Genomic DNA, 15,622 nt, shown 5'->3' with positions numbered 1-15,622 from the left:
TGGAGAGAATCCCACATGTGGCGAGAGCTCACCTCGGAATTCCCCGAAGTGGAACTCCAGGAGCCGGCAGATCCTCGCGATCTGGCGCTGATCGAGGAGCGACTGGGTCAGCCGCTGCCCGAGCCGATGCGGGAGCTCCTCCTGGAGACGAACGGGATCGAGGACAGCTACGGGACCGAATTCGTCTGGACCGCCGAAAAGATTCTGCAAGAAAACGAGTCCTTCCGGACCGACGCCCAGTTCCGTGAGCTGTATATGCCGTTCGACGCCCTGATGTTCTTCGGCGACAGCGGCGGCGGCGATCAGTTCGCCGTCGTGCGTACCCCGCTCCGCGACGACATTTTCGTTTGGGATCACGAAACGGACAGCCGAACCTGGATCGCCCCGTCGCTGGAGAACTATCTGCGGGGTGCGCTCGGCAGTGACGGTGAGGACTGGTATCGCTGACTCGGATGAGACCGTGACGTCGAATGTCACCTCCAGCGGTGTCCGGGGCTGTTGCGGAGGTGACGGGGGGCCCTGCTTGCCGCCCGGTCACCCCGCTCGCCTGCGCTCTTTCCGGCGCAGTGCCCGGCGCTGCTTACCGGGGAGGGTTTGCGCCAGTTCGCCCACCTCACACAGCTCGTGGCCCTCGTCGACCCGGCACCACCAGACCGCCCGCTCGTCCGCCCCGGCGCCCGCGTGCACCCCGCTGCGGTGCTCCCGGCACACCGGCCACACCTGCCACAGCACCGCCTGGACCGTCTCCTGAGCCGCCTCGGCGATGCCGGCGGTGTCGGGGTCCTGCACGCCGTCGTGCCAGCGGCCGTCGGGCAGCGCCGCGTGGTACTGGTCCGGGATGTCCTCGTCGTCCGACGGCGTCCACATCAGCCGCATCGGCCCGGCCTCCGGCAGCGTCGCCGCCAGGTCCCGGTTGACGGCATCGAGCCCGGCCGCCAGGTCCGGGCGGGCGGCGAGGTCGACGGGGCGCGGGTCGTGTGCGAAGTCCCGGCGGTGCGAGAAGTGGCTCATCCGATGATCGTCCCAGCCCCGGCCCCAGCCCCAGCCCCGGCCCCGGCCCCAGCCCCGGCTCCACCCCAGCCCCAGCCCTCGCTCCAACCCCAGCCCCAGCCGCGACCCCCTGTGCGCCTCCCCCTTCCGCGCGTGACGGACCCGTCACACCCGCCATCCGGGCATGACCATCCAGCCCCCATGTACTAGAGTTATCTCGACATCGAGATATCTGCCGAGGCGCACCGCGGCAGCCACCCCGGTAAGGGTTACCTAACTTAGCCTTACCTTAGCGGATCGCTGGACCGGCGTGGCGGCAGGATGCGGTGGAACGCGCACATCAATGAAGGAGACTGTCGTGTCGGCGAACAGCTTCGACGCCCGCAGCACGCTGCAGGTGGGCGACGAGTCGTACGAGATCTTCCGGCTGGACAAGGTCGAGGGCTCGGCCCGCCTGCCGTACAGCCTGAAGGTCCTGCTGGAGAACCTGCTCCGCACGGAGGACGGCGCGAACATCACCGCCGACCACATCCGCGCCCTCGGCGGCTGGGACTCGCAGGCCCAGCCCAGCCAGGAGATCCAGTTCACGCCGGCCCGCGTGATCATGCAGGACTTCACCGGCGTCCCCTGTGTCGTGGACCTCGCGACCATGCGTGAGGCCGTGAAGGAGCTGGGCGGCGACCCGGCGAAGATCAACCCCCTCGCCCCCGCCGAGCTGGTCATCGACCACTCCGTGATCGCCGACAAGTTCGGCACCAACGACGCCTTCAAGCAGAACGTCGAGCTGGAGTACGGCCGCAACAAGGAGCGCTACCAGTTCCTGCGCTGGGGCCAGACCGCGTTCGACGAGTTCAAGGTCGTCCCGCCCGGCACCGGCATCGTCCACCAGGTCAACATCGAGCACCTGGCCCGCGTCGTCATGGTCCGGGGCGGCAAGGCGTACCCCGACACCCTGGTCGGCACCGACTCGCACACCACCATGGTCAACGGCCTCGGTGTGCTCGGCTGGGGCGTCGGCGGCATCGAGGCCGAGGCCGCGATGCTCGGCCAGCCGGTCTCCATGCTGATCCCGCGCGTCGTCGGCTTCAAGCTCACCGGTGAGCTGCAGCCCGGCACCACCGCCACCGACCTCGTGCTCACCATCACCGAGATGCTGCGCCAGCACGGTGTGGTCGGCAAGTTCGTCGAGTTCTACGGCGAGGGCGTCGCCGCCACCTCCCTGGCCAACCGCGCCACCATCGGCAACATGTCGCCGGAGTTCGGCTCCACCGCCGCTATCTTCCCGATCGACGACGAGACGCTGAAGTACCTGCGCCTGACCGGCCGCAGCGACCAGCAGGTCGCCCTGGTCGAGGCGTACGCCAAGGAGCAGGGTCTCTGGCTGGACCCGAAGGCCGAGCCCGACTTCTCCGAGAAGCTGGAGCTGGACCTCTCCACGGTCGTCCCCTCCATCGCCGGCCCGAAGCGCCCGCAGGACCGCATCGTCCTCGCGAACGCCGCCGAGCAGTTCAAGTCGGACGTCCTCAACTACGTCGACGTCGTGGACGAGGCGGGCAAGGAGTCCTTCCCGGCCTCCGACTCCCCGGCGATCGCCCCCAACGGCACCCCGTCGAACCCGGTCACCGTGACCGCCCCCGACGGCACCACCTACGAGCTGGACCACGGTGCGGTGACGGTCGCGGCCATCACCTCCTGCACCAACACCTCCAACCCGTACGTCATGGTCGCCGCGGCGCTCGTCGCCAAGAAGGCCGTGGAGAAGGGTCTGACCCGCAAGCCGTGGGTCAAGACCACCCTGGCTCCGGGCTCCAAGGTCGTCACCGACTACTTCGAGAAGGCGGGCCTGACCCCCTACCTCGACAAGGTCGGCTTCAACCTGGTCGGTTACGGCTGCACCACCTGCATCGGCAACTCCGGCCCGCTGCCGGAGGAGGTCTCCAAGGCCGTCAACGACCACGACCTCGCGGTCACCTCGGTCCTCTCGGGCAACCGCAACTTCGAGGGCCGGATCAACCCCGACGTCAAGATGAACTACCTGGCCTCCCCGCCGCTGGTGGTCGCCTACGCCCTCGCCGGCTCCATGAAGGTGGACATCACCAAGGACGCCCTGGGCATCGACCAGGACGGCAACCCGGTCTACCTCAAGGACATCTGGCCCTCCGAGGCCGAGGTCAACGAGGTCGTGGCGAACGCCATCGGCGAGGACATGTTCGCCAAGTCCTACGAGGACGTCTTCGCGGGCGACGCCCAGTGGCAGGCGCTGCCGATCCCGACCGGCAACACCTTCGAGTGGGACGCCGAGTCCACCTACGTCCGCAAGCCCCCCTACTTCGAGGGCATGCAGACCGAGCCGTCCCCGGTCACCGACATCACCGGTGCCCGTGTGCTGGCCAAGCTGGGCGACTCGGTCACCACCGACCACATCTCCCCGGCCGGCGCCATCAAGGCCGACACCCCGGCCGGTCAGTACCTCACCGAGCACGGTGTGGAGCGTCGTGACTTCAACTCCTACGGCTCGCGCCGTGGCAACCACGAGGTCATGATCCGCGGCACCTTCGCCAACATCCGCCTGCGCAACCAGATCGCGCCGGGCACCGAGGGCGGCTACACCCGCGACTTCACCGTCGAGGGCGCGCCGGTCTCCTTCATCTACGACGCCTCGCGCAACTACATCGACCAGGGCATCCCGCTGGTCGTGCTGGCGGGCAAGGAGTACGGCTCCGGCTCGTCCCGCGACTGGGCCGCCAAGGGCACCGCGCTCCTCGGCGTCAAGGCCGTCATCGCCGAGTCCTACGAGCGCATCCACCGCTCGAACCTCATCGGCATGGGCGTCCTCCCGCTCCAGTTCCCGGAGGGCGCCACCGCGGCCTCCCTCGGCCTGACCGGCGAGGAGACCTTCTCCTTCACCGGCGTCGAGGAGCTGAACAACGGCACCACCCCGCGCACGGTCAAGGTCACCACCGACACGGGCGTGGAGTTCGACGCGGTCGTCCGCATCGACACCCCCGGCGAGGCGGACTACTACCGCAACGGCGGCATCATGCAGTACGTGCTGCGCAGCCTGATCCGCAAGTAGACGACACAGCAACGCAGTTGAGGGCCGCACTCCCGGTGACGGGGGTGCGGCCCTCTGCCGTGCTCGGGGAGGTGAGCGCGGGGGTGCTCCGGGCGGGGCCGGGGGGACGGGGTGCCCGCCCGGAGCGGACAGGGGGCGTGCGCGGTGCGGGTGGCTTGGGCTGGGGTGGGGCGCGACAACGTTGTCTGATGGGTCCGTTCCTGACTCTACCGGTCCAACGGACAACGATGTCAAGGTACTTGGGGCAACACGGCGGCCCTCTTCCGTGGGGCCGTGGGCACGCGTTACTGTCCCTGCGGCTTGTGCGACCCGTGGTGCGCGACCCGTCCGCAAGGAGGAAGGGCCGCGTGATGCGTTTCCGTCCCATGTCCCTGCTGCTGGCCGCCGCGCTCGCGGTGGGCGGCGCCACCCCCGCCCTCGCGACGGGCACCGCACCACCCGGCCTGGTCAACGACCCGACGCCGTACGTCGATCCGCTGATCGGCAGCAGCAACGGCGGCGACACCTACCCCGGCGCCGTGGTGCCCTTCGGCATGCTCTCCTGGAGCCCGGAGACCACCAGAGGCGACGCCACCCGCACCACCGCCCCAGGCGGCTACCACTACGACGCCACCCGCGTGAGGGGCTTCAGCCTGACCCACATGTCCGGCACCGGCTGCGCGGGCGGCAGCGGGGACATCCCCTTCTTCCCGTACGCCGGTGACGTCGCCTCCTCCCCGGCGAGCGACACCAAGGACGCCGTCTACGCCTCCGACTTCAAGCACACCGACGAGACCGCCGAGCCCGGCCACTACAAGGTGGGCCTCGCCTCCGGCGTCACCGCCGACCTGACCGCGACCGCCCGCACCGGCTCGGCCCGCTTCTCGTACCCGGCCGGCAAGGCCGCCTCCCTCCTGGTGCGTACCGCCAACTCCGAGGTGGGGTCGGAGGATTCGACGGTCAGCATCGACCCCGCGAGCCAGACCATCTCGGGCTCAGTCACCTCCGGCAACTTCTGCGGCTACCTCGACCCCGAGGGCCAACGCTCGTACTACACCCTGTACTTCACCGCCCACTTCGACCGCGCCTTCAAGGCCACCGGCACCTGGCAGGACGACAAGCTGACCCCCGGCTCCACCAGCGCCTCCGGCGGCACCGGCGGCTTCTCCCACGGCGGCCGGCCCGTCGCGGGCAAGGGCGCCGGCGGCTACGTCGAGTTCGCGCCCGGCGAGGGCCCGGTGAACGTCAAGGTCGGCATCTCGTACGTCAGCCGGGACGCCGCCGAGGCCAACCTCCGCGCGGAGAACGGCCCGCGGCGCTCCTTCGACGCGGTACGGGACGCGGCCCGCGCCGCCTGGCGGGAGCGGCTCGGCGCGATCCGGGTCGGCGGGGGCACCGACGCCGAGCGCACCACCTTCTACACCGCGCTCTACCACGCCCTGTTCCACCCCAACGTGATCAGCGACGCCGACGGCCGCTACCGGGGCAGCGACGGCAAGGTGCACCGGGTGGGCAAGGGCCACCGCGCCCAGTACGGCACCTTCTCCGGCTGGGACGTCTACCGCGACCAGGTCCAGTTGCTCACCCTGCTCGACCCGCGCACCGGCTCGGACATCGCCCAGTCGCTCTATGAACTGAGCGAGCAGAACGGCGGGATCTGGGACCGCTGGCTGCACAACGCGGGCGGCACGCACGTGATGAACGGCGACCCCTCGCCCAGCGCGCTCGCGGGCATCCACGCCTTCGGCGGCACCGGGTTCGACCTGAAGGGCGCGCTGAAGTCCCTGGTCAAGGCGGCCACCGTGCCCACGGCGCAGGACCTCTCGGCGGCCGGGAAGCCGGTGCTGTCCGTCGGCCAGCGGCCCTCGCTCGACAAGTACCTGAAGCTGCACTACATGCCCAGCGTCTCCAACGCCTGGGGCGGCGCCGCCGAGACGCTGGAGATGTCCACCGCCGACTTCTCCCTCTCCCAACTGGCGGCGGCGGCGGGGGAGAAGCGGACCGAGAAGCAGTTCGCCGAGCGCGCCCAGTGGTGGCAGAACAACTTCAACATCGCGGCCGACTCCACCGGCGGTTACATCGCCAACCGCAAGGCGGACGGCAGTTGGGTCACCGGCTTCACCCCGGACACCGGCAACGGGTTCGTGGAGGGCAGCGCCGCCCAGTACACCTGGATGGTCCAGCACAATCCGGCCGGGCTGTTCGCCGCGCTGGGCGGCACCGACAAGGCGCTGGCCCGGCTGGACTCCTTCTTCCACACCGCCGACGGCGCGTGGGCCTTCACCGGCCAGGGCGGCGCCAAGTCCGAGATGGACAACGAGCCCTCGATCAACGTGCCGTACCTGTACGCCTACGCGGGCGCCCCGTACAAGACGCAGGAGACGGTGCGCGCGGCGATGGGGCAGCTCTGGTCCACCGGGCCGGACGGCATCCCCGGCAACGACGACCTGGGCGCGATGTCGGCCTGGTACGTCTTCTCCGCCATGGGCATGTACCCGCAGGTGCCGTCCCGCTCCGAACTGGTCCTCGCCTCACCGCTGTTCGAGCGGGTGGAGATCAACCGCCCGCAGGGCAACGACATCTCGATCCGCGCCGAGGGTGCGGCGGCCGACGCGCCCTACGTCCAGTCCCTGAAGGTCAACGGCCGCTCCAGTGACCGGGCTTGGCTGCCCGCGTCCTTCGTGCGGGACGGCGGCCGGCTCGACTACCGGCTGGGCACCACCCCGAACCGCGCCTGGGGCGCCAAGACCCCGCCGCCCTCCTTCCGGCAGGGCGAGCAGCCGTACCAGATCGGTGTCGGCCCGACCACCGCGACCCTCGCCCCCGGCGACAGCACCGCGATCGACGTACGGGCGCTGTCGCTGAACGGCGGCACCGGCCCCGAGGTCCGCTTCAAGGTGGAGACGCCCGCCGGAGTGACGGCCACCCCCGCCGAGGGCACCGTCACCGGCGGCGCCCAGCGGATCACCCTCACCGCGGCCGAGGACGCCACCCAGGGCTTCTACACCGCCAAGGTCACGGTGACCTCGGGCGACACCTCCTACGAGCAGCCCGTCTCCCTCACCGTCGCCGCCCCCGGCACTCTGCTGGCCGCCTACGACAACACCGGCGTCTCCGACGACACCGGCGACCACGACGAGGCGGACTACGACGGCGGCGGCTGGAGCTACTCCCAGCAGGCCCTCGCCGCGGCCGGGCTCACTCCGGGCAAGCAAGTCACCACCGGGGACCTCGCCTTCACCTGGCCCGACTCGCCCGCCGGCCGCCCGGACAACGCCTCCGCGCACGGCCAGACCGTCGAACTGACGGACCCCACCACCGCGTTGGCCTTCGTCGGCAGCGCCGTCAACGGCAACCAGTCCGCCAAGGCGACCGTCACCTACACCGACGGCAGCACCGGCACCGCCGACCTCGCCTTCACCGACTGGACCGTCGGCGGCGGGGGCGGCACCGTGCAGTACGGCAACGAGGTCGTCGCCAAGGCCGCGTACCGCAATGTCGCGGGCGCCGACAAGGACCCGGTCGCCACCTATGTGTTCGCCACCAAGCCGTTCGCCGCGCCGGACGGGAAACAGATCAGAAGCGTGAAGCTGCCGGACGACGGCGACCTGCACGTGTTCGCGCTCGCCACCAGGTGAGCCGGGGCGGTTCCGTCCCGCCGGTGCGGTGCGGCGGCAGTAGCATCGGTCTCCGCACCCAAACCGACACCGACAAGGCGGAACCGCCCGATGGCCGACGAGGCTTACCTCTTCCTGCTCCCCGACCGTCACCCGAGCCTCGGCGCGGCCATGGCCGCCGTCGCCCCGCTGGAATGCGACCAGACCCCGGCCGTGCGGGGCTGGATCTCCGCCCACGATGTCGCCCCGTCCTCCGAGCAGTTGCGGATTCTGCCCGCCGGGTCGGAGATCCTCATCCCCGAGGAGGCCGAGCGGCTGCCGATCCCGCTGACCGAGGAGGAAGAGGTCCGGGTGCAGCAGGAGTGCGCGCCCCAGTCGGTCACCGACATGGAGCGGGAGCTGCTGGACTTCCGGGACGCCACCCAGGGCTGGGAGACCCTGGTGCACCGGGCGCTGACCGCCGGGGTCCCGGCCCCGCGCATCGCCCGGCTGACCGGGCTCGACCCGCAGGAGATCGGCCGGCTGACCGGCGTCTGACGCGGCTCAGCGGGGGGTGCTGTCCGGCTCGGGACTCGGGCCGGTCAGCTCGGGCTCCAGCCCCTCGGCGACGTGCGTGGGCCGCTGTCCGGTGTCCGACCGCCACGCCTCGAAGGCCCGGCTGGTCAGCACGACGACGGCCAGTCCGAGCAGCCACCCGCCGAGCACGTCGCTGAACCAGTGCACGCCGAGCGCGACGCGGGTGAAGCCGACCCCCAGCACCGACAGCACCGCCACCACCCAGCACACGATCCGCGCCCGGCGCGGCACCATCGGCAGCAGCACCAGCAGGAACACCGCGAACGAGGTGGTGGCGGTCATCGCGTGCCCGGACGGGAACGAGTAGCCCGGCGCGTGTGCCACCGGGTCCTCCAGCACCGGCCGCGCCCGCTCGACCAGCGTCTTCACCCCGAGCCCGATCAGGCCCCCGGCCACTGCCGTCACCGCCGCCCACGCGGCCAGCCGCCGGGCACCGCGCCACAGCAGCCAGCCGGTCAGCAGCGCCACGCCGACGCGCAGGGTGAGCGGGTCCCAGACGTAGTTGGACAGCACGCGCAGGGTGGTCGTCCAGGCCGGATGGTCCACGGCGACGCTGTGCAGCCCGTTCGCCGCGTCGCGGTCGAGGTCGCGCAGCGGCCGCCAGCGGCCCTCCACCAGGACCAGCAGCAGCGCGAACGGCACGGCGGCGGCCGCGGCGACTCCGGCCGCCGCGAGCAGCCGGATGCCGAACCGCCGGTCGGTGGCCCGCAGGGTGGTGGTTTTCGTCGGCATCAGACCCCCGGATCGGGTTGGATCGGTTCGGGCCGCCGACCGCGCGCCGCCTCGAGCTGGGCCGCGAAGGAGAGGCCGAGGAACAGGGCGAGCGAGGTCAGGTAGGCCCACAGCAGCAGGGACATGAAGGCGCTCAGCGGACCGTAGACGGTGTCGAAGGAGCCGCTCAGGTCCAGGTACAGGGTGAGTACCCAGGTCAGCGTCATCCACAGCACCAGGTACACGGCCGCGCCGAAGGCCAGCCAGGTGTAGCCCGGCTGCTTGCGGCGCGGTGAGCGCCGGAAGATCGCGCTGGCGGAGATCAGGGCGAGCAGCAGCCCGAAGGGCCAGCGCACGATGTTCCACACCATCTGCGCGGTCGAGCCGAGCCCGTAGACCGAACCGGCGGCCGAGGCGAGGTCGTCACCGGCGACCATCACGACGAAGCCCAGGCCGAGCGGGAACCCGGCGCACAGCGCCATGACCAGGCCGCGCGAGTACTTGAGGTGGAAGGGCCGGTCGCGTTCGTTGCCGTAGATGCGGTTGGCGCCGCGCTCTATCTGGCACATCGCCGTGGTGACGTTCGCGATCGAGAAGATCGCGCCGAACCAGAGGGCGACCTGGGAGCCGTCGCCCGCCTTGCGGCGGCTGCGGTCGAGGGCGTCGTCGACCACCTCGGCGCTGGGGCCCTCGGCGATGCGGTGGATGGTCAGCTCGGCCATCCTGCCGATGTCCTCGGTGTGCAGGCTGGTGGAGAGGCCGACGAAGGCGATGGCCAGCGGGATCACCGACAGCACGGTCTGCAGGGCGAGCGCGCGGGAGTGGCTGAAGCCGTCGGCGTACCGGAAGCGGAGGAACGCGTCGCGCAGCAGGGACCAGTTGCCGTAGCGGCGCAGGGTCACCCACGCCTCGTCGGCGGAGAGTTCGTCCCCGCTCATGTCCCGGGTCTCCGGGACCTTGGTGGCGCTGCCCATGTCAGCCCTCCCGGTTCGGGACCAGCACGGTCAGCGCGCCCGGCACGACCTCCACGGAGAGCCGCAGCCCGGTGCCGACCGGGTCGCCGTCGATCTCGCGGGGCTCCGGGGCGTCGAAGGTGAACTCGGCCCGCCGGAAGGTACGGAACTCCGGCTGCCCGTCGCCTTCTTTACCCTCCCGCTTGCGGTGCAGCAGCAGCGCGCTCACCGTACGCAGCCAGCCGCCGGGGCCCTGCGGGTCGAGGATCAGCAGATCCAGTACGCCGTCGTCGGGCCGGGCGTCCGGGATCAGGCGGAGGCCGCCCTGGAGTTCGCCGGTGTTGCCGACGAGCACCATGCGGGCGGTACGGCGCAGCGGCTGGCCGCCGTCCAGACGGACGTTCAGGCTCATCCGGGGGCCGCGCATCGCCTTCGGGGCCGCCAGGACGTACGCGGGCCAGCCCAGCAGCGCCTTGGCCCGGTCGTGCTCCTCGGCGTACTTCATCATCGCGGCGTCCAGGCCGACGCCGGACATCACCGCGAAGTGGGTGGCGGCGAGGCCGTCGCCCTCGATCCGGGCGAGGTCGATGACGCGGGGCGCACCGCCGAGGGCCGCGTCGAGCGCCTCGGCCGGGGTGAGCGGGAGGCCGAGGTTGCGGGCAAGGAGGTTGCCGGTACCGAACGGCACGACGGCGAGCGGGACCCCGCTGCCGGCCATCCGGTCGGCGGCCGCGCGGACGGTGCCGTCGCCGCCGCAGACCACGACCAGCGCGGCACCCTCGGCGAGTGCCCGGGCGGCCTGGCCGCCGCCGGGGTCGGCGGCCGTCGTCTCGATGAACACCGGCTCCCGGTGGCCGTGCTGGGCGAGGACCCGGCGCAGTTCGTCGCGGGCGCTCTCGTCGACGGTGGTGGGGTTGAGGACCACCGCGACCCGGCCCGGCAGCCGCTCGGCGCGGGGGGCCTGCGGGACCTCGGGCAGGGCGGGGGGCGCCGACACGCGGCCGTCACGGAGCAGGGCGTGCCCGACGACCAGCAGGGACAGCGCGCCGTTGATCATGCCGCCCGCCACGTCGGTCGGGTGGTGCATGCCCCGGTACAGCCGGGAGACGCCCACCACGACCGGCAGCAGGAACAGCAGCGCGGCGAGCACGCGCCGCCAGGGGCTCCGCATGCGGGACAGCACGAGGACGGCGAGGCCGCCGTAGATCGCGGTGGCGGCGCCGGTGTGGCCGGAGGTGTAGCTGGAGGTCGGCAGGGAGCCGTCGAGCCGGTGCACATCGGGGCGCTGGCGGTCCACCGCGATGGTGATGACCAGGAAGACCAGCGACTGGAGCGCGACCCCGAGCGCCAGGAACGACACCTGCCGCCACATCGGCAGCCTGGGTATGAAGACCATCGCCAGGCACGCCGCCAGCGTCACCCCGATCACGGTGCCCGTGTTGCCCAGCTCGGAGCCGATCGAGGAGAGCGTGGTCAGGGTGGAGGTACGCAGCCGCTCCAGGCCCCGGTTGACGCCGTCCTCGGCCGTCATCGGCCACAGGTGCCGGGCGGGGCCGGTGATCAGGAAACCCAGGCCGATCATCAGGACGGCCTGGCACACCGCCAGCGCGCCGATGGAGGCCGCCGCCCGCGTCGTACCGCGCGGCAGCCGGCGGGGGCGCCCGGTGGGGGCCGTCCTGACGGAGCGGGGCGCGTCCTCGGGCAGGCCCGCTGATCTCTCCGGTACGGCGGTCGGCATCGGTGCAACTCCTCGGCTCGGTCGGTGGGTCGGGCCGGACCGCGCGGGCCCGACCCACCGGCTAATGCCCCCACAACGGCCGGCCAGACGGCACGAGCCACGAGGAAGGGGCGGCCCCCGTACGGGACCGCCCCTTCACCGTCCAACAGGAGCCGTCAGGACAGCAGTTCCACCTCCGCCAGCGTCGACTCCCCGTCCAGCACCAGCCGGTACTTGGTGTACGCACCCGGCGCGCTCACGCTGAACGCCCGTGTCTGGCGGTCCCAGGCGAAGGACTCACCGGAACGCTTGTCCAGCGTCCGCCAGGTCGTGCCGTCCGTGGAGCCCTGGAGGGTCCAGCCGGTGGGCGCCTTCGTACGGTCCGCCGACGAGGTCAGCGTGTACTGGACCGCCTTGGTCGCCTCCCCGGCCGAGGCGGTCGGCAGGTCCACCGAGGTGACCGCCGCGCTCGTCGCCGAGGTGTTGTCGAACAGCGCCCCGTCGCCCTTCAACACGTCCGCGCGAGGGGTCGGCACCTTGTCGTCCTCGGTGACCGACACCGGGGCGGCGTCCTTGCCCGAACCCCACGACGACGGCCTCGGCCCCATCGAGAAGTCCAGCACCCCGCCCTTGGACAGCAGCGAGTGGGGGAGCGAAGTGGAGTTCCAGGAGCGGCCGTTGAAGCGGACACCCTGGATGTACACATTGCGGTCGCTGTTGTCGGGGGCCTTGATCACCAGGTCCCGGCCGTTCTCCAGGTGGACGGTGGCCTTCTTGAACTGCGGCGAGCCGATGGCGTACTCCCCGCTGCCCATGACCAGCGGGTAGAAGCCGAGCGAGGAGAAGAGGTACCAGGCCGACTGCTCGCCGTTGTCCTCGTCGCCGTGGTAGCCCTGCCCGATCTCGCTGCCCGTGTACAGGCGGGACAGCACCTCGCGCACGTTCTTCTGCGCCTTCCAGGGCTCGCCGGCCGCGTCGTACATGTAGTTGACGTGGTGGGCGACCTGGTTGGAGTGGCCGTACTGGCCCATCCGGACGTCCCGCGCCTCGGTCATCTCGTGGATGACACCGCCGTAGGAGCCGGTGAACTCCGGGGACGCGGTCTCCGGGGTGGCGAAGTATTCGTCCAGCTTGTCGCCGAGGGCCTTGCGGCCGCCGTACAGGTTCGCCAGGCCCCGGCTGTCCTGCGGGGCGGTGAAGGCGTAGCCCCAGCCGTCGGTCTCCGTGTAGTCGTAACCCCACACGCGGGGGTCGTACTTGGCGGAGTCCACGCGCCAGTCGCCCTTGGCGTTCCGGCCCTGGAAGAAGCCCGCCTTCGCGTCGAAGAGGTTGACGTAGTCGCGGGCCCGGTTGAGGAAGTACGCCGACTCCTCCTTGTACCGCTTCTCGCCGGTCTTCTTGTAGAGGGCCTCGCCCATCTTGGCGATGCCGTAGTCGTTGACGTAGCCCTCCATGGCCCAGGAGAAGCCCTCGTTGGTGTCGGTGCTGGTGTACCCGAGGAAGGGCGAGGTGGCCATGCCCTTGCGGCCGACACCCGAACTCGGCGGCACCACGGTGGCGTTCTTCACCGCCGCGTCGTACGCCGCCTTCGCGTCGAACTTCACGCCCTTGACGTAGGCGTCCGCGAACGCCACGTCCGAGGAGGTGCCGGTCATCAGGTCGGCGTAGCCGGGGGAGGACCAGCGCGAGGTCCAGCCGCCGTCCTTGTACTGCTGCACGAACCCGTCGACCATCTCACCGGCCTGGGACGGGGTCAGGAAGGAGTAGGCGGGCCAGGTGGTGCGATAGGTGTCCCAGAAGCCGTTGTTGACGTACACCTTGCCGTCGACGATCTTGGCGCCGGTGTGCGTCGGGGTGTCCGGGTTGGGCATCGGGGAGAACGGCGAGGCGTACTGGTCCTTGCCGCCGACCTTCTCGAAGCCCGAGTTCGGGTAGAGGTACAGCCGGTACATGCTGGAGTACAGCGTGGTGAGCTGCTCCGGGGTGGCGCCCTCCACCTCGACCTTGCCGAGGATCTTGTCCCAGGCCCGCTGGGCGCGCGCCTTGACGGTGTCGAAGGAGGTGCCGTCCGGGATCTCCTGGCGCAGGTTGTCCTTCGCCTGGTCCAGGCTGATCAGCGAGGTCGCCAGGCGCAGGGTCACCGTACGGTCGGCGCCCGCGGCGAACCGCAGATAGCCCTTGACCCCGCTGGACGAGCCCTCGGTCACCGGCTTGTCGAAGGTGCCGTACACGAACAGCCGGGTCGCGCCCGTGGACAGCCCCGACTTCACGTCGGAGTAGCCGGTGACGATCCCGTGCTCCTTGTCCAGGGTGAGCCCCGCCTGCTCGGTGACGTTGTCGAACAGCACGCTCGTGTCGTCGCCGGGGTAGCTGAAGCGCAGCACGGCCGCGTGGTCGGTCGGGGTCATCTCGGCCTTGAGGCCGTTCTCGAACTTCACCCCGTAGTAGTAGGGCCGGGCCGTCTCGTTCTCGTGCCGGAAGGCCAGCTCACGGGCCTCGCGGCCGGTGTCCGGGGTGCCCGTCGCGGCCGACGGCATCAACTGGAAGGTCTGCCGGTCGCCCATCCACGGACTGGGCTCATGGCTCGCGCTGAACGCCTGGACGGTCGGCAGGTTGTCCTCGTTGTTGGCCCGCGCGTACTCGTACAGCCAGCTCAGCGAGGACGCGTTGGTCACCGGGGTCCAGAAGTTGAACCCGTGCGGCATCGCGGCGGCCGGGAAGTTGTTGCCGCGCGAGAAGCTGCCGCTGGAGTTGGTGCCGCGCGTGGTCAGCGCGTAGTCCGACAGATGCGCCTTGGGCCGCTCGGGCGCCACCCGCTGCAGCGCCACGTCGTCCACCCAGCCCCGGAACTTCGCCGGGCCCTTGGGGGAGTCGTACGCCACCAGAATCCGGTCGACGGTCTTGCCGGCCGCCACCGAACCGATCCGGGACGCCACGTCGTTCCACTGGTTGACGTACAGCACCTTGGCGTCGCCCTGGCCGCGCGGGGTCAGCGGGAAGCCGTGCTGGTCGCTCGCGCCGAGCTGGCTGAGGTAGGTGCCGTCGGTGAAGGCCAGGTCCACGCTGACGTTGGTGGCGTCGTAGTCCCGGTCGCCGTCGGCCATCGACGGGAAGAGGCGGTACGACAGCCGGGTGTCGCGGGCCACCTTCACATTGACGTCGAACACCTTGTTGTACGAGTAGCCCCGGCCGTCGGCGGTGTGCCGCCCGGCGTAGCGCAGGGCGTGGGTGCCGGTGAAGCCCGCCCGCGCCTTGGCGGTGGGGGAGCCGCTGGGGCCCTTGTCGACCAGGCTCAGCATGTCCTGCGGCGCCGGTCCGTCACCGCCGCCGGTGGAGAACTGCACATCGGCGAGCTGGAGCGCGTCAGAGGCACCGTTGTTCTTCGTCACCTCCAGCCGGAAGTGCTGGTACTCGGCCGGTTCGGTGAGCTGGTACGACTTGGTCCCGAACCGGTCCGGGAAGGTCTCGCCGGTCCGGGTGTCGAGGGTCTTCCAGTCCTTGCCGTCGGCCGAGCCCTGAAGCTGCCAGTCCTTCGGGTCGCGCTCGTCGTGGTCGTTGGCCGAGGTGAGCGCGTAGGCGGCGAGCTTCACCGGCTGGTCCAGGTCGAACTCCACCCAGCCGGTGGGTGCGAACGTCAGCCATTTGCTGCCGGGATCGACATCGGTGAGGTTCTCCTTCACCTCGCCCCCGCCGGTGTTCTCACCGCTCGCCCGCAGATCGGTGACGTGGTCGGTGACATTGCCCGGAATGCCGGTGGTGTAGCCGCCGTCCACGCCCGAGGAGCGCTTGGCGCCGCCCGGACCGGTCTCGACGGTGTTCAGCCAGTCCGGCGCCGGATCGCCGGACTCGAACGAGGACGCGAACTCCGTGGCGGCGGCCGGGGCCCTGGCCGGCACGGCGACCGCCGCCCCCTGCGCGCCGACGCCCATGACAAAGGCGGTCGTGAGGACGACCGCCGGAGTCCATCTGTGCCGAGATCTCCGCTGCATCTACGGATTCCCCT

General features: G+C 70.9%; 9 protein-coding genes. 4 read left to right on the top strand and 5 right to left on the bottom strand.

The genetic code is table 11. The features are described from left to right. The first annotated feature begins 15 nt into the window (after nt 1-15). On the top strand, nt 16-447 hold the full coding sequence (locus E5083_RS15890) for an SMI1/KNR4 family protein (protein ID WP_135786341.1): 432 nt from the start codon (nt 16-18) through the stop codon (nt 445-447). 87 nt (nt 448-534) lie between these two features. Here E5083_RS15890 and E5083_RS15885 read toward each other — a convergent pair whose 3' ends face one another. After that, complete coding sequence (locus E5083_RS15885; protein ID WP_244317515.1) at nt 535-1,011, bottom strand: hypothetical protein; 477 nt, start codon at nt 1,009-1,011, stop codon at nt 535-537. A gap of 337 nt (nt 1,012-1,348) precedes the next feature. Here E5083_RS15885 and acnA point away from each other — a divergent pair, with 337 nt between their 5' ends. The 3 genes from acnA (at nt 1,349) to E5083_RS15865 (ending at nt 8,199) form a co-directional block, all read left to right on the top strand. Beyond that, nucleotides 1,349-4,066, top strand: a complete 2,718-nt coding sequence (gene acnA, locus E5083_RS15875; RefSeq protein ID WP_135786339.1) for an aconitate hydratase AcnA — start codon at nt 1,349-1,351, stop codon at nt 4,064-4,066. Between the two features lie 350 nt (nt 4,067-4,416). After that, entirely contained in the window at nt 4,417-7,683 is a 3,267-nt protein-coding gene (locus E5083_RS15870; protein ID WP_135786338.1) for a GH92 family glycosyl hydrolase, read from the top strand. Between the two features lie 90 nt (nt 7,684-7,773). Beyond that, entirely contained in the window at nt 7,774-8,199 is a 426-nt protein-coding gene (locus E5083_RS15865) for a DUF6003 family protein (protein WP_135786337.1), read from the top strand. Between the two features lie 6 nt (nt 8,200-8,205). Here E5083_RS15865 and E5083_RS15860 read toward each other — a convergent pair whose 3' ends face one another. The 4 genes from E5083_RS15860 to E5083_RS15845 all read right to left on the bottom strand — a co-directional run bounded on the left by E5083_RS15860 (nt 8,206) and on the right by E5083_RS15845 (nt 15,608). Further along, nucleotides 8,206-8,970 carry a phosphatase PAP2 family protein gene (locus tag E5083_RS15860; protein ID WP_135786336.1) on the bottom strand — a complete coding sequence of 255 codons (765 nt, stop codon included), beginning with the start codon at nt 8,968-8,970 and terminating at the stop codon, nt 8,206-8,208. Then, a complete protein-coding gene (locus E5083_RS15855; protein ID WP_135786335.1) occupies nt 8,970-9,923 on the bottom strand; it encodes a YihY/virulence factor BrkB family protein in 954 nt (317 codons plus the stop codon). Before E5083_RS15855 ends, E5083_RS15860 begins: the two co-directional genes overlap by 1 nt. Before the next feature lies 1 nt (nt 9,924). Further along, nucleotides 9,925-11,640, bottom strand: a complete 1,716-nt coding sequence (locus E5083_RS15850) for a bifunctional phosphatase PAP2/diacylglycerol kinase family protein (RefSeq protein ID WP_135786334.1) — start codon at nt 11,638-11,640, stop codon at nt 9,925-9,927. Nucleotides 11,641-11,795: 155 nt separating this feature from the next. Then, nucleotides 11,796-15,608, bottom strand: a complete 3,813-nt coding sequence (locus E5083_RS15845) for a GH92 family glycosyl hydrolase (RefSeq protein WP_208754057.1) — start codon at nt 15,606-15,608, stop codon at nt 11,796-11,798. Nucleotides 15,609-15,622: the final 14 nt, after the last annotated feature.

Source organism: Streptomyces bauhiniae (assembly GCF_004784475.1).
Classification (GTDB): Bacteria; Actinomycetota; Actinomycetes; order Streptomycetales; family Streptomycetaceae; genus Streptomyces; species Streptomyces seoulensis.
The sequence above is the reverse complement of the archived record's forward strand: the minus strand, read 5'-3'. Positions and strand labels throughout refer to the sequence as shown.

Excerpts from the sequence above, each read along its gene's own strand:
- E5083_RS15860 (WP_135786336.1), bottom strand. The coding sequence starts at position 8,970 with ATGCCGACGAAAACCACCACCCTGCGGGCCACCGACCGGCGGTTCGGC.
- E5083_RS15850 (WP_135786334.1), bottom strand. The coding sequence starts at position 11,640 with ATGCCGACCGCCGTACCGGAGAGATCAGCGGGCCTGCCCGAGGACGCG.
- E5083_RS15855 (WP_135786335.1), bottom strand. The coding sequence starts at position 9,923 with ATGGGCAGCGCCACCAAGGTCCCGGAGACCCGGGACATGAGCGGGGAC.
- E5083_RS15870 (WP_135786338.1), top strand. The coding sequence starts at position 4,417 with ATGCGTTTCCGTCCCATGTCCCTGCTGCTGGCCGCCGCGCTCGCGGTG.
- E5083_RS15865 (WP_135786337.1), top strand. The coding sequence starts at position 7,774 with ATGGCCGACGAGGCTTACCTCTTCCTGCTCCCCGACCGTCACCCGAGC.
- E5083_RS15890 (WP_135786341.1), top strand. The coding sequence starts at position 16 with ATGTGGCGAGAGCTCACCTCGGAATTCCCCGAAGTGGAACTCCAGGAG.
- E5083_RS15845 (WP_208754057.1), bottom strand. The coding sequence starts at position 15,608 with ATGCAGCGGAGATCTCGGCACAGATGGACTCCGGCGGTCGTCCTCACG.
- E5083_RS15885 (WP_244317515.1), bottom strand. The coding sequence starts at position 1,011 with ATGAGCCACTTCTCGCACCGCCGGGACTTCGCACACGACCCGCGCCCC.